Annotated in this window: 11 protein-coding genes and 1 pseudogene; 10 read left to right on the forward strand and 2 right to left on the reverse strand. The window is 62.2% G+C overall.

Annotated elements, in window-relative coordinates; translation table 11 throughout:
- Both IHE39_RS30625 and IHE39_RS11950 read right to left on the reverse strand, forming a co-directional pair.
- Positions 1–117, reverse strand: a pseudogene (locus tag IHE39_RS30625) (sulfite exporter TauE/SafE family protein); the annotation flags it as partial.
- A gap of 493 nt (positions 118–610) precedes the next feature.
- Positions 611–1,483, reverse strand: a complete 873-nt coding sequence (locus IHE39_RS11950) for a helix-turn-helix transcriptional regulator (RefSeq protein WP_192566613.1) — start codon at positions 1,481–1,483, stop codon at positions 611–613.
- A 215-nt stretch (positions 1,484–1,698) separates the two neighbouring features.
- Here IHE39_RS11950 and IHE39_RS11955 point away from each other — a divergent pair, with 215 nt between their 5' ends.
- The 10 genes from IHE39_RS11955 (at position 1,699) to IHE39_RS12000 (ending at position 13,601) form a co-directional block, all read left to right on the forward strand.
- The gene (locus IHE39_RS11955; protein WP_192566614.1) at positions 1,699–2,754 is read left to right on the forward strand and encodes a Rieske 2Fe-2S domain-containing protein; all 1,056 of its coding nucleotides are present in this window, start codon (positions 1,699–1,701) and stop codon (positions 2,752–2,754) included.
- Between the two features lie 168 nt (positions 2,755–2,922).
- Positions 2,923–3,900 (forward strand): PDR/VanB family oxidoreductase, encoded by a 978-nt coding sequence (locus tag IHE39_RS11960; protein WP_192566615.1) that lies wholly within the window; start codon positions 2,923–2,925, stop codon positions 3,898–3,900.
- Between the two features lie 101 nt (positions 3,901–4,001).
- The gene (add, locus tag IHE39_RS11965; RefSeq protein WP_192566616.1) at positions 4,002–5,048 is read left to right on the forward strand and encodes an adenosine deaminase; all 1,047 of its coding nucleotides are present in this window, start codon (positions 4,002–4,004) and stop codon (positions 5,046–5,048) included.
- A 94-nt stretch (positions 5,049–5,142) separates the two neighbouring features.
- The gene (locus tag IHE39_RS11970) at positions 5,143–6,177 is read left to right on the forward strand and encodes a BMP family lipoprotein (protein WP_192566617.1); all 1,035 of its coding nucleotides are present in this window, start codon (positions 5,143–5,145) and stop codon (positions 6,175–6,177) included.
- A 71-nt stretch (positions 6,178–6,248) separates the two neighbouring features.
- Complete coding sequence (locus IHE39_RS11975; RefSeq protein ID WP_192566618.1) at positions 6,249–7,784, forward strand: ABC transporter ATP-binding protein; 1,536 nt, start codon at positions 6,249–6,251, stop codon at positions 7,782–7,784.
- The gene (locus IHE39_RS11980; protein WP_192566619.1) at positions 7,781–8,848 is read left to right on the forward strand and encodes an ABC transporter permease; all 1,068 of its coding nucleotides are present in this window, start codon (positions 7,781–7,783) and stop codon (positions 8,846–8,848) included. Before IHE39_RS11975 ends, IHE39_RS11980 begins: the two co-directional genes overlap by 4 nt.
- A complete protein-coding gene (locus tag IHE39_RS11985; RefSeq protein WP_192566620.1) occupies positions 8,845–9,777 on the forward strand; it encodes an ABC transporter permease in 933 nt (310 codons plus the stop codon). The genes IHE39_RS11980 and IHE39_RS11985 overlap by 4 nt, the downstream gene beginning before the upstream one ends.
- A gap of 469 nt (positions 9,778–10,246) precedes the next feature.
- A complete protein-coding gene (locus tag IHE39_RS11990; RefSeq protein WP_192566621.1) occupies positions 10,247–11,572 on the forward strand; it encodes an NAD(P)H-dependent oxidoreductase in 1,326 nt (441 codons plus the stop codon).
- Positions 11,569–12,603: a thiamine pyrophosphate-dependent dehydrogenase E1 component subunit alpha gene (locus IHE39_RS11995; RefSeq protein WP_192566622.1), complete on the forward strand. Its 1,035-nt coding sequence runs from the start codon at positions 11,569–11,571 to the stop codon at positions 12,601–12,603. Before IHE39_RS11990 ends, IHE39_RS11995 begins: the two co-directional genes overlap by 4 nt.
- Positions 12,603–13,601, forward strand: a complete 999-nt coding sequence (locus IHE39_RS12000) for an alpha-ketoacid dehydrogenase subunit beta (RefSeq protein ID WP_192566623.1) — start codon at positions 12,603–12,605, stop codon at positions 13,599–13,601. The genes IHE39_RS11995 and IHE39_RS12000 overlap by 1 nt, the downstream gene beginning before the upstream one ends.

Here is a 13,601-nt window from a genome sequence, read left to right on the forward strand (position 1 = left end):
GATCAAAAAGCCGCCGCCGACCCCGAACATGCCCGACAGGAAACCGACCGCCGCGCCCATCGCCAGCAGCACGAACACATTGACCGACATTTCCGCAATCGGGAGATAGATGCCCACCCGTCAGACTTTTCGTTGGTGTGATTGGGGGTGGCATTTCGTTCTGCAAGGCACATTCGACGAATGCCCTGACGACGAAAGTTTGCTGAAAATTCGCATTGCAGCCAAGGCTATTGTGTCAGTGCGCCAGCCTTTTCAGGCAGGGCCACTATCGTCCCTGCCTCTATCGCAAATTGCTTGCGGTGCACAGCAGGTCCAGGCCCGCGCATATAGTGCAGTTCCGGGTGGTAGCGCTGTCGCCCGAAGCCATTCACCCAAGCGCGCAGGCGCTCCCTGTAGGATACTGAATGAGGCAAATCTGCCGACATCGTCAACACCACTGAAATCGCCCAGTTGAGCGGGTTGGCCCTGCGCGATTCAGTTGGGCATGCAGCATATTGGCTGCGACATTGGCCAACCGATCCAACGCGTATCCAAAATAGCGGTTTGGCGTTTTGCCGGCGCATAGCGATGCGTCTGAGATGCATTCCAAAAAGTAATGCCGTTGCGCTTGTCACTTCGTCAGGATGGTATCCGTATCCGGCAGCAGCATGCCGTAGGCGACGTCGGCTGCGCCCTCGGCGATATCGCTCGCCAAGCGATAACCCTTGTTGGCACGGACCTCGCGCGGCGACATGCCGAACTGCTCGGAGATCTGGCGCGAGAAGTGGAAAGGGTTCTTGTAGCCGCATTGGTAGGCGATGTCGGAGATGGCGAGGCCGCTCTGCAGCAGCAGGAAGTGGCCGCGGTTGGCGCGCACCTGCCAGAGATAGCGAACCGGCGTGATGCCGACATGCTTGCGGAAGGACGACACCAGGTGCTGTGGCGTCACGCCGACAAGTGCCGCCAGGCGCTCGACGGTGATTTCCTTTTCGTAGTTTTCGTCGATGTAGAAGCGTGCGCGTAGCACCGAGCGCGGCGTCAGGCGTTCCTGCTCCGACATCTGCGCTTCGTGGAAATAGGCAAGGAAAATGGATTCGCCGAGTGCGTTGCGCAGCGCATTGAGGTTGGAGCTGGAGCCGGCGCCAAGTTCGACACCGAGACGCTGCAAGGCCTCGACACGCTGCGACAAGGCAATGCGCGGTGTCAGCGTGCGCAGCCGCATCGCCACCGGTTCGGAGATTTCTCCGGCATAACCCTCGCACCAGCTGACGCGCGTGTTGCGGCCCTCCGCATACTCCATGAACAAGTGCTGTGCGTTGCGAAAGAAGCCGCAGCTGCGCGGCCCGAGGGCTATCTCCTCGTCGTCGCAGACAACACGTGCCTTGCCTTCATGGATGATGAGCAGCGTGAGGTATCGATCCTTCAGCGGACCATAGACGCCACCTGCCGGATAAATGGCTTCGCCAAAGGCAAAACCACGACCGCTATCAATGAGTGCGTGCATAGCCATATCCCGCTTGCCGATCCGCAGCTTGCAATAGCACAGGCGAAACGGCGCTGGAAGATTAGTCGAAACTGATCTTAAGCCCAGATATGTTTTCTGTCGCGTCAGGCATTCCGTGAAATTCCTGCCTGCGGAATACTCCACCCGTGTTCAGGCAAGGCTTTGGCCGACGCCCTGGACAAGCCAGCGAAGGCACGTTCTGGAGGAGTGAACAGGTGTTTCTGCCAGCCGATAATTCCAAGACAAAGAGCGACTTGCCACGTGGCTGTACCTTCTCGGCCAGCGACTGGCATATCCTTGCCTCGTTCTGGCATCCGGTTGCTTTTGTCCATGACATTGCCGACAAGCCGGTGCGTGCCAAGCTGCTCGATGTCGACCTTGTCATCTACAAGACGGCAAGTGGCATTACGGTTGCACGCGATCTCTGTCCGCATCGCGGCACTCGCATCAGTGCTGGCTGGATGGTCGACGACCAGATCGTCTGTCCGATGCACGGGCTGCATTTCGGGCATGACGGCGCCTGCTCCAAGATCCCTTCGATTGCCAATTCGGAAGGCCGCATTCCGCCCAAGCTCAGGCTCGAGACCTACGCATCGGTGGAACGATACGGCATCATCTGGGCGTGCCTGAAGAACGATCCGATCTGGCAGCTGCCGGAATGGGAGGGCATTTCAAACCCTGATTTCAGAAAGGTCTACGTGCCGAAAGGCACCTGGTACGCGGCGGCAAGCCGCCACGTCGAGAATTTCAATGACGTCGCCCATTTCCCCTGGGTCCACACCCAGAGCTTCGGCGGCAACACGGCCGATCCGATCCCGCCCTACGACGTCAACCAGACAGACTACGGTCTGCGTTTCGAGTTGCCTTATCATGAGGGGTTCAACCGGTTCGACGATGGTGTCGAGGGCGACAGCCGCGACGTGGTCTACACCTACGAGCTGACCTATCCGTTCTCGACCATCATCAAGATCGACCCCAAGGGGTCGGACTACGTCGCCTACTTCGCCGATACGGTCTGTCCGGTTTCGGCGCGCGAGACGCTCATCTTCCAGCTGATGACCGACACAACCGGCAATCCCGATACCGAGTACTGGATCAAGGATGCGCTGCTCATCAATGACGAGGACAAGCCGATGGTCGAGGAGCAGCATCCCGAAGAACTGCCGCTTGACCTCACCGAAGAAATCCATGTGCCGTCGGACCGCATGTCGCTCGAATACCGCCGCGGACTGGTCCGGAATTTCGGCCTCGGCGCACCGATCGTGAGTTGATCCCACGACCGCATCGCAATTGGAGACATAAGGAAAAGCCATGTCGGTCCGGTCATACAAATCCTCGCCTGTTCTGTCGTTCGCCGGCATTCGGTCGTGCATGGGGGCAGGCATGCTGTTGTCTTCGGGGCTGCGGTCGTGACCATGGCTGTCCCGATGAACGGGCTCATGCCCGCCACTACGATCAAGGCCGGTGCCAGGTTGCAGTTGCGCGTAGCCGCCAGGCGCGTCTGTGCCCAGGGCATCGTTGCGCTCGATCTCGTTGCGCCTGATGGCGCCGAGCTGCCGGCCTTCACGGCCGGATCGCATCTCGACCTGTTCCTGCCCGGCGGGTTCACCAGGCAATATTCGCTGCGCAACGACCCGAACGAACGCCGCCGCTATGCGTTGGGCGTCCTGCGCGAGCCCGGCGGACGCGGCGGGTCGGCCTATGTGCACGACCGGTTGAAAAGCGGAGACCTGATCGAGGCGAGCCGGCCACGTAATGCCTTCGCGCTCGACGAGACGGCACCTTTCTCGTTGCTGCTTGCTGGCGGCATCGGCGTTACGCCGATCCTGGCGATGGCTCACCGCCTTTCGACGCTCGGGCGCGATTTCGAATTCCATTATTGCGCCCGCAGCGCGGAGCGCATGGCATTCCGCGACGAGATCGAGGCCTCGCCGTTTGCAGCCCAGATGCGCTTCCATCTCGACGACGGGCCTGCCGGGCAACGGCTCGATCTTGATCGACTGCTCGGCGGTCGGCCGAATGGTGCGCATCTCTATGCGTGCGGCCCGTCAGGCTTTCTCGACGCGGTCGTTTCGAGGGCCGCCGCGGCGTGGCCGAAGGAGACCATACACCGCGAGTATTTCGCCAATGCGGCGCCGAAACCGACGTCTGGCGACCAGCCGTTCACGGTCACGCTCGCCCATGACGGCCGCAGCTTCGAGGTGGTGCCGGGGCGCAGCATCGCCGAGGTGCTGAGCGCGAACGGAATCGTCATCCCGGTATCGTGCGAGCAGGGCATCTGCGGCACATGCGTGACGCGTGTCCTGTCAGGCGAGCCCGATCATCGCGACCTCGTTTTGACCGACAGGCAGCGCGCCGACCACATAACGCTGTGCTGTTCGCGAGCGCGGAGCGCCGAACTGGTGCTGGACCTTTAGGGGACAAGGACAATTCCGGGATGCGGGACTGACAGCTATCCGCCAGGCAGCGACAGGGGGCCAAGTGGCCCCGACAAGAACGAGCCACCAAGGGGAATGAAATGGATCTGGATCAATTCGCGCGGGCGCTGCCAAAGGCCGAGCTGCATCTTCATCTCGCCGGTGCGGTCAATGCGCAGACCTTTCTTAAGCTGGCGCGCAAGAACAACGTGCCGTTGCCTCCGTTCCAGCACATCGAGGACCTCTATCGCTACGACAACCTTGTCGATTTTCTGCAGATCTACGATCTTGTCGCGCGCTCTGTCGTCGATGCCGACGACTTCCACCTCATCACCTATGAAGCACTCGCGCATGTCGCCAAGGCCGGCGGCCGCTACGCCGAGTTCTTCTTCAGCCCGCAGGTACACCAGGATGCCGGCATCAGCTACGAGACGATGTTCTCCGGCCTGCTCAAGGCGATGGACGATGCCGAGACCGACTTCGGCCTGGTGTCGCGGCTGATACCGGCGATCAACCGGGAGTTGACCATCGACCGAAGCTTCGAATTCCTCGACCGTGTGCTGCCATTCCGCTCCGACAAGGTGATCGGCATCGGCCTCGATTATGACGAGGAGCCGTTCCCACCAGCACCCTTCAAGCCGGTTTACGACAAGGCGAAGAAGGCCGGCATGCGGCTCACCGCTCATGCAGGCGAGGGTGGCCCGGCCGCCAATGTCCGCGATGCGCTTGATCTGCTCTCGGTCGAGCGCATCGACCATGGCTACCGCGTGATTGAAGACCCGGAACTTGTTGTGCGCTGCATCGATGACAACATCGCCTTCACGGTCTGCCCCAGCTCGACGGTCATTCTGACCCATTGGCGCGACCTGACTGCCGCAGACCATCCGATCCGCGCCATGCTCGATGCGGGCCTGAAGCTCGTGGTCGACACCGACGATCCGCCAATGCTGCAGACCGACCTTGCCAAGGAATACCGGTTGCTCGGCGAAACCATGTCGCTCGATCGCCGGACACTCGCCGATCTCGCGTTGAATTCGCTAGATGCGGCCTGGCTTGACGACAGCGTCAGGCGCGACTGGCGCGCATCATGGTCGGCGGAGATCGACCGCCTGCTGGCCGAGCCGCAGGAGGTGCCGCCAAGGAACTGATTTATGCCCGCCTGGGAGAGGCGGGATCGGAAGACATAATCATAAGAACGGGATGAAACCCAAAAAATGACACCAGAGGGAAAGGTACAATCCTATGTTCGCAATTCTCGCGAGACGGCTGGCACTATTGGCCGCGCTTCTAGTCGCTGCCATCGTCGTCAGTCCTGACCGGTCCGAGGCGGCCGAGCCGGACAAGCTCAACATTGCCATCATCCTGTCGGCTGGCATCGACAATGGTTGGGATGGCACGCTGATCGAGGCCCTCGAGCGGGTCAAGGCGACCAAGCCGCACGGCCTCGACATCACCTGGAAATACACTGACCCGCTCTGGGGCGACGACGCCGGCGATGCGATGCGGCTATTCGCTGAAAGCGGCCAATACGACGTCATCTGGGCGCACTCGACCTATTCCGACCAGGTCAAGAAGCTCAAGGACGAGTTCCCCGACATCCTGTTCGTTGTCGTCGGCTCGGGCAATGAGGGCCTCGGCGGCAACCAGTACTGGGTCTACAAGCGCGTGCATGAGCCGGCCTATCTGCTCGGCTATGCCGCCGGAAAGCTGTCGAAGTCGAACAAGCTCGGCTCGGTCGGCACCTTCCCCGCCGATGACGTGAACGACGAGATCAATGCCTTTTTTGCCGGTGCCAAGGCGGCAAATCCTGCTATCGAGCGCACCGTGGCGTTCATCGAGTCGTGGTATGATCCGGCCAAGGCGGCGGAATATACCTCCGCCCAGATCGCCACCGGCGCCGACCTGATCTTCCAGCTGACCGGTAACTTCAAGCCGTGCGAAGAGGCCAAGATCTTGTGCTTCGGCAACTTCCAGGACCAGCATTCCTTCTCGCCGTCGACGGTGCTCTCGAGCACGGTCGCGCATTGGGATCCTGACATCATCTGGGTGGTCGATGCCTGGTGGGCGCACAAGGCCGAGGGCAAGCCTTATGCCGGCAATACCGACAAGCACTGGTTTTTGATGAAGGATGGCGGCGCTTCGATGGCGCCATATCGCGACCTCGAGGCCAAGTTGCCGGAAAATATCCGCGCTGAGGTCGAGGACCTCAAGGCCAGGATCATCGCCGGCAGCTTCGAAGTGCCGATTGACGTTTCCGATCCCAAGGCGGCGAAGTAGCGCCCACGAGCCCTGCTGCGACAGGTGCCTGCCTGTCGCGGCCCCCGTGTTCCTTTACATTGGTAACAGCCATGTCCACTGCCTTGCGTGTCGAAGGACTGACCAAGCGATTTGCCGGGGTCACCGCCAACGACAATGTCGACTTCGACCTTCGCCCCGGCGAAATCCATTGTCTGTTCGGGGAGAACGGAGCCGGAAAATCGACGCTTTCTTCCTGCATCTTCGGCTTCTACCGGCCCGACAAGGGGCAGATTTTCGTCCGCGACAAGCCGGTCCATATCGCTTCGCCGATCGATGCCATCCGCCATGGCATCGGCATGGTGCACCAGCATTTTGTGCTCGTGCCCGAGTTCACCGTGCTCGAAAACATCATTGTCGGCACGCAGCGTTCAGGCTGGCGCCTGAACGCTCAGCAGGCCAGGCAGAAGCTGAAGGCCATTTGCGATGGCTACGGCATCGACATCGATCTTGACGCCTATGTCTGGGAACTGCCGGTCGGACGTCAGCAATGGGTGGAAATTCTGAAAGCGCTCTATCTCGACGCTGAGATACTTATCCTCGACGAACCAACTGCGGTGCTGACACCAGGTGAGTCGCGCATCCTGTTCGACATCATCCGCAAGATGTGTGCCCGCGGCCTGTCGATCATCCTCATCACCCACAAGCTTGTGGAAGTGATGCAGTCCGACCGCGTCACGGTGCTGCGCAAGGGCAAGGTGGTGGCGACGCTGAACACGCCGGAGACCTCGCCGGACGAATTGGCGCGGCTGATGGTCGGCCGCGAGGTCTCCTTCACCGTCACCAAGCCGGACCTTCAGCCCGGCGAGACCGTTGTTGCCGTCGACGGACTTACCGCACGCGGCCACTGGGGCGAGGCCGTGCTCAAGGACGTTTCTTTCTCCGTCGCGCGCCACGAAATCCTCGGTATCGCAGGCGTCGCCGGCAACGGCCAAAAGGAGCTGTTCGAAGTGCTGTGCGGCGTGCGCAAGCCTGAGGCCGGTACGATCAGGCTCAAGGGCGAGGACGTTGCCGGCCTGACGCCGCGCTGCCTGATGGATCGTGGTGTCGGCCACATCCCGGACGACCGCTTTCGCGAAGGCCTGGTGCCGGAGTTTAGCGTCGCCGAGAACCTTGTGCTCGGCTGGCAGCGCAGCCCGAAATATTGCAACGGCCCGTTGATCGACAGCAAAGCCATCGCCGAATTGTCGCGGGAGATGATCGCCGAGTACCAGATCGCCACGCGCGACGAGAAAGTGGCGGCGGGCAAGCTGTCGGGTGGCAACGCCCAGAAGATCATCATCGCACGGGAGTTCCTGCACGCTTCTGGCCTGATGCTCGCCAACCAGCCGACGCGCGGGCTTGATGTCGGCGTCATCGAATACGTGCAGGCGCAATTGCTCAAGAAGCGGGCAGAAGGCTTTGCCATCGTCCTTGCTTCGGAGGAACTGAGCGACCTGTTCAATCTCGCCGACCGCATTGCCGTGATGTTCAAGGGCGAGATCATGGGCATCGTCGACCCCAAGACGACAACCATATCGGAGGTTGGCGTGATGATGGCAGGTCGCCGCGAAGGTGTCGCCGCGCCCAAGGAAAGGACACTGGCATGATCCGCTTCGAACCGAGAGTCGAGAGCGATGCGCTCTGGACGGCGGCGTCGTTTGCCATGGCAATTGCCGCCGGGCTCGCCGCCTCTGCGATCCTGCTGGCCTCCACCGGTGCCGATGTGCTGCAGGTATTCAGTGCCTTGTTGCAAGGTGCGGTCGGCTCGCCCAAGGCGGTGGCGACGACACTGGTCAAGGCGACGCCGATCATCCTCACCGGCCTCGCCACGGTCATCGCCTTTCGCGCCCAGCTGTGGAGCATCGGCCAGGAAGGACAGGTGTTTGCCGGGGCGATGGGCGGTTATCTCGGAGCGCAGGTCCTCGCCGGCCTGCCGCCGCTGCTGTTCTTCCCCGGCGTGCTTGCCTTCGGCATGGCCGCCGGCATTGCGCTTGGCTGGCTTGCTGCCGTGCTCAAGAACCGCTTCGGCGTCAACGAGATCATCTCGACAGTGATGCTCAATTACCTCGTCGTCTACCTGCTGTCCTGGTTGCTGCAGGGTGGTCCCTGGGGGGAAAGCGGCGGCACAATCTCCTACCACCAGTCGCCAATGCTGCCAAACGAGGCGTTTCTGCCCGGAATGTTCGGCTCAAGCCGGCTGCATGCCGGTGTCCTGTTGCCGTTTCTGGCCGCTGCCATCTGCGCGCTGGTCATGTCGCGCACGCCGCTCGGCTACGAGATCCGTGGCCTCGGCTACAATCCAGAGGCGCTCAGGCATAAGGGCGTCAACATCAACCGCACCGTCACGATCATCATGCTGGCCAGCGGTGCGCTCGCGGCACTAGCCGGCGCCATCGAACTGTTCGGCGTGGCGCACCGGCTGCGCGCCGACAATCTTATCGGCCTCGGCTACGCCGGCATCATCGTCGGCATGATCGGCGGCCTGAGGCCACTGGGCACGGTATTTGCCGGGCTGTTCTTTGGCGGACTGGCAAGCGGTGCGGTCTACATGCGCGTGCTCGGCGACGTGCCGGCAGCACTGGTCCCGGCGATGCAAGGCATCACCTTGTTCTTCTTCCTCTGCGCCGGTGTCGTGGCGCGCTATCGTATCGTGAGGGTTGCGGTCCAATGAGCCAGCTGTTCCAGGAAGCCATCATCGTCAGCATCCTTGCTGCAACCGTCCGCATCGTCACGCCGCTGCTGTTTTCAGCACTCGGCGAGTTGATCACCCAGCGCGCCGGCATCTGGAACATGGGCGTCGAAGGCACCATGCTGACCGGTGCGTTCGCTGCCTATCTCGCCGCCACAGCAACCGGCTCGCTCTGGCTTGCCGTGTTGGCCGCCGTCCTCGCCGGTGCCCTGATGGGTGCCGTCATCGCATTCATGACGTCGCTCATGCGTGTAGATCACTTCATCGCCGGCCTCGGCCTCAACCTGCTCGCTGGCGGACTGACGCTCTATTGGTTCCAGAGCTACATCCAGGGACGAGCCCAGCCGACTTTTTCCGGATTCCAGAACGTGGCGATCCCGCTGCTCTCGGACATTCCGCTTTTGGGTCCGGTGCTGTTTTCGCAGCGTGCATTGACCTATGTCGCGCTGCTTGCCGTGCCGGCTGTCTGGTTCCTGCTCTACCGCACCCGCTACGGCCTCGAATTGCGCTGCCTCGGCGAAAACCCCAAGGCGCTCGACGTCAAGGGCTTGAGCGTGACTGCCAGGCAGTTCGCCGCAGTGATGCTGGGCAGCGCCATGACCGGCCTCGGCGGCGGCTTCCTGATGCTCGGCTTCTCCGATCGCTTCCTCGCCGACTTTACCGCCGGCCGAGGCTGGATCGTCGTCGTCGCGCTGATCGCCGGCAACTGGCGGCCACGCGGCGTGCTGATTGCCGTCACGGCCTTCGCCTTCCTCGAGTCGCTTGCGACCCACCTTCAGGTCATCGGCGCGCAGGTTCCGCACCAGTTGCTCCTGGCGTTGCCATATCTCGCCTCGATCGCGCTGCTGATGGGCCTGCGCTTCCGTACCGGCCAACCGGCGCGGCTTGGCGTGCCTTATGCAAGGGAGTGATTGGCCGGGCAGAATCCGTGAAAATCTCATCAGCAATAGTCGCGATTGAAACGGCTCGTTGAAAGGGCCTTTGCCAAAGCAGCGGATGGAACAGTGCGGGGCAGGGGACTGCCGACTTTCGACCATTTATGCCCGGTCAAGCGAGAGCTTGGCCGGGCATTTTCTGTTCCCGTCGGTCTGTGCGCAGATCTCTTGCTGCCAATTCGCCGCCGGAACCGATCGACTTTGCCGGCTTACACATTCCCTTTCTGCCGCCCCAAGTGTCCCGCTGCCGTCATGGTGTTCGACGTCCGCGCGCGGCTTCCTGTGGCCAGCGCCACGACTGTTCCCCGATGCCGGGTCGATGCTGCGGGAAACGATGGCCGGCGCTCATGGGCAGTGAAAACATGGACATTCGTATTGACACAAATACAGATGTTCATTACCTCTGAGCGCAATTGCAGTGCCTTTGCTCGGGAGGAACCATCGGATGACCATCAACGTCGCACCAGTCGGCTTGGCGCGGGACCTCGTGGAGCGGCAGAAGTCGGGCAAGCCGATCCGCATCGGGCTGATCGGCTCTGGCGAGATGGGCACCGACATTGTGGCGCGGGTGGCACACATGCCGGGCATCGAGGTCGGCGCGATCTCCGAGCTCAGCCTGCCCAATGCGCATCGCGCCGTTGACATTGCCTACCAGGAGAAGGGCCATGCCCGCGAAGTCGGTAGCGGCTCGGCGCTGAACGAAGCCATCGAGGCCGGCAAGATCGCCGTCACCAACGATGCCGACCTGATCCTCAACAGCGGCCTGATCGACGTCGTCATCGATGCGACGGGTGTGCCCGCCGTCGGTGCCGAGATCGGCCTGCGCGCCATGGAGCATGGCAAACATCTGGTGATGATGAATGTCGAGGCCGACGTCACCATCGGCGCTTATCTCAAGTCGGAAGCCGACCGTCTTGGCGTGACCTATTCGCTCGGCGCCGGCGACGAGCCGTCGTCCTGCATGGAGCTGATCGAGTTCGTCTCGGCGATGGGCCACACCATCGTGGCCGCCGGCAAGGGCAAGAACAACCCGCTCAACATCGATGCGGTGCCGCACGACTATGCCGAGGAAGCCAAGCGCCGCAACATGAACGTGCGCATGCTCGTCGAGTTCGTCGACGGCTCCAAGACCATGGTCGAGATGGCGGCGATCGCCAACGCCACGGGGCTGGTGCCCGACAAGGCCGGCATGCACGGTCCGGCAGCGACCTTGCCGGAGCTCAACAAGGTGCTTGTGCCCGAAAAGGACGGCGGCGTGCTGACCAGGGTCGGCGTCGTCGACTATTCGATCGGCAAGGGTGTGGCGCCTGGTGTCTTTGTCATCGCCGACATGTCGCATCCGCGCATCCGCGAACGCATGGAAGACCTGAAGATGGGCCATGGTCCGTATTTCACCTTCCACCGGCCCTATCATTTGACCTCGCTCGAGGTGCCGCTGACCTGTGCCCGTGTGGTTCTCTACGGCAAGGCCGACATGGTGCCGCTGGCCAAACCGGTGGCCGATGTCTGCGCCGTTGCCAAGAAGGACCTGAACCCCGGCGACGCACTCGATGCCATCGGTGAATACACCTACCGCGCCTGGATCATGACGACGGGCGAAGCACGTGCGGCGAAAGCCATCCCGTGCGGCCTGCTGCAGGGCGGCACGGTCACCGCGCCGATCAAGAAGGGCGAACTGATCACATCAGCCAACGCAGCGGTCGCGCCAAACTCGAAGATCGCCGAGCTCAGGGCACGTCAGGACCGGCTGGTCTATGGAGCGGAGGCATGACAGTGGCCCAGGCTAAGCCCAAGGACCTGCCGGTGGGTGCGAACCTGCCCTTCATCTACCGCGAATACAGCGCCGAGCGGCTGAAGCAGGCGTTGCACAAGATGTATCTCATCCGCCAGTTCGAAGAGGGCGCGGAAGAGTCCTATATGCGCGGCCTGATCCACGGCACGATGCACCTGTCCATCGGCCAGGAAGCCAGCGCCATGGGCATCTGCATGCCGCTGACCAATGACGACCAGATCACCTCGACACATCGCGGCCATGGCCACTGCATCGCCAAGGGCGCGGAAGTGTCGAGGATGTTCGCCGAGTTCTTTGGCAAGACGACGGGCTATTGCGGCGGCCTTGGCGGCTCGATGCACATTGCCGACGTGTCGACCGGCAATCTCGGTGCCAACGGTATCGTCGGTGGCGGCATTCCGATCGCCGTGGGTGCTGCACTCACCGCCAAGCGTCTGAAGTCGGACCGCGTCGTCATCTCCTTCTTCGGCGACGGCGCCAACAATGAGGGCGCTTTTCATGAGGCGCTCAATATGGCCTCGTTGTGGAAGCTGCCGGTCATCTTCGTCTGCGAAAACAACGGCTATGGCATGTCGACCTCGATGGCCCGCTCGACGGCGGTGCCGAATGTCGCTGATCGTGCTGCGGCCTATTCGATGCCGGGCGTGATCGTCGACGGCAACGTGCTGTCTGATGTTGCCGAAGCCAGCCATGAGGCGGTTCGCCGGGCGCGGGCGGGCGAGGGGCCGACGCTGATCGAATCCAAGACCTACCGTTATCGCGGCCACTCCAAGAGCGACCGCAACCGCTACCGGACCAAGGAAGAGATCGAGGACTGGATGACCAACCGCGATCCGATCGTCCGCTATGAAAATGAACTGATGGAATTCGGCATCATCGACAAGGCCGGCGTCGAGGCCATCCGCGAGGCGGTTGCCAAGGAAATCGCCGACGGCATCGAGTTCGCCAAGGCAAGCCCGTCGCCCGAGATTCGCGATCTCGAACGCTACGTCTACACGGAGACTGTGTAATGGATCAGGCCGTGCGTGAGCTGAGCTATGCCCAGGCGATCCAGGAAGCCATGGCGATCGCCATGGAGACCGACGAGCGCGTGTTTTTGATGGGCGAGGATATCGGCGTCTATGGCGGTGCCTTCCAGGTCACCGGCGATCTTGTCGAGCGTTTCGGTGCCGACCGCGTCATCGACACGCCGATCTCCGAACTCGGTGGCGCCGGCGTTGCAGTCGGTGCCGCGGTGACCGGCCTCAGGCCGATCTTCGAGTTCCAGTTCTCCGACTTCGCCACGCTTGCCATGGAGCAGATCGTCAACCAGGCCGCCAAGATGCGCTACATGCTGGGTGGCGCGGTTTCGGTGCCCGTGGTCATGCGCTTTCCGGCAGGGTCAGGTACTGGTGCCGCCGCCCAGCACAGCCAGAGCCTCGAGGCTTGGCTCGGCCATGTGCCCGGTCTCAAGGTCATCCAGCCGGCGACCCCATACGACGCCAAGGGCATGTTGCTCGCGGCTGTTGCCGACCCGGATCCGGTGATGATCTTCGAGCACAAGCTGCTCTACAAGACCAAGGGCCCGGTGCCCGAGGGCTATTACACCGTGCCTATCGGCAAGGCGGCGATCCGCCGCGAAGGCCGAGACCTGACCATCGTCGCCACTTCGATCATGGTGCACAAGGCGCTTGAAGCCGCCAAGACGCTCGAGGCCGAGGGCATCGACGTCGAGGTCGTCGACCTGCGCACCATCAGGCCGATGGACAAGGAAACCGTTATCGAAAGCGTCAAGAAGACCTCGCGTCTACTCTGCGTCTACGAAGGCGTGAAGACGCTCGGCGTCGGCGCCGAAGTCAGCGCCATGATTGCCGAGAGCGAGGCCTTCGACTTCCTCGACGCGCCGATCGTTCGCCTTGGCGGCGCCGAGACGCCGATCCCCTACAATCCGGACCTTGAAAAGGCGACCGTACCGCAGGTGCCCGACATCCTGGCCGCCGCGCGCAGCCTCGCCATGGGGGGCCGCTAG

The sequence above is a fragment of the Aminobacter carboxidus genome (assembly GCF_014863355.1).
In the GTDB taxonomy this organism is placed as follows: Bacteria; Pseudomonadota; Alphaproteobacteria; order Rhizobiales; family Rhizobiaceae; genus Aminobacter; species Aminobacter carboxidus.

Bases quoted from the DNA above. Each gene is read 5' to 3' on its own strand.
- IHE39_RS11950 (WP_192566613.1), bottom strand. From the start codon at position 1,483: ATGCACGCACTCATTGATAGCGGTCGTGGTTTTGCCTTTGGCGAAGCC.
- IHE39_RS11960 (WP_192566615.1), top strand. From the start codon at position 2,923: ATGCCCGCCACTACGATCAAGGCCGGTGCCAGGTTGCAGTTGCGCGTA.
- add (WP_192566616.1), top strand. From the start codon at position 4,002: ATGGATCTGGATCAATTCGCGCGGGCGCTGCCAAAGGCCGAGCTGCAT.
- IHE39_RS11970 (WP_192566617.1), top strand. From the start codon at position 5,143: ATGTTCGCAATTCTCGCGAGACGGCTGGCACTATTGGCCGCGCTTCTA.
- IHE39_RS11975 (WP_192566618.1), top strand. From the start codon at position 6,249: ATGTCCACTGCCTTGCGTGTCGAAGGACTGACCAAGCGATTTGCCGGG.
- IHE39_RS11980 (WP_192566619.1), top strand. From the start codon at position 7,781: ATGATCCGCTTCGAACCGAGAGTCGAGAGCGATGCGCTCTGGACGGCG.
- IHE39_RS11985 (WP_192566620.1), top strand. From the start codon at position 8,845: ATGAGCCAGCTGTTCCAGGAAGCCATCATCGTCAGCATCCTTGCTGCA.
- IHE39_RS11990 (WP_192566621.1), top strand. From the start codon at position 10,247: ATGACCATCAACGTCGCACCAGTCGGCTTGGCGCGGGACCTCGTGGAG.
- IHE39_RS11995 (WP_192566622.1), top strand. From the start codon at position 11,569: ATGACAGTGGCCCAGGCTAAGCCCAAGGACCTGCCGGTGGGTGCGAAC.
- IHE39_RS12000 (WP_192566623.1), top strand. From the start codon at position 12,603: ATGGATCAGGCCGTGCGTGAGCTGAGCTATGCCCAGGCGATCCAGGAA.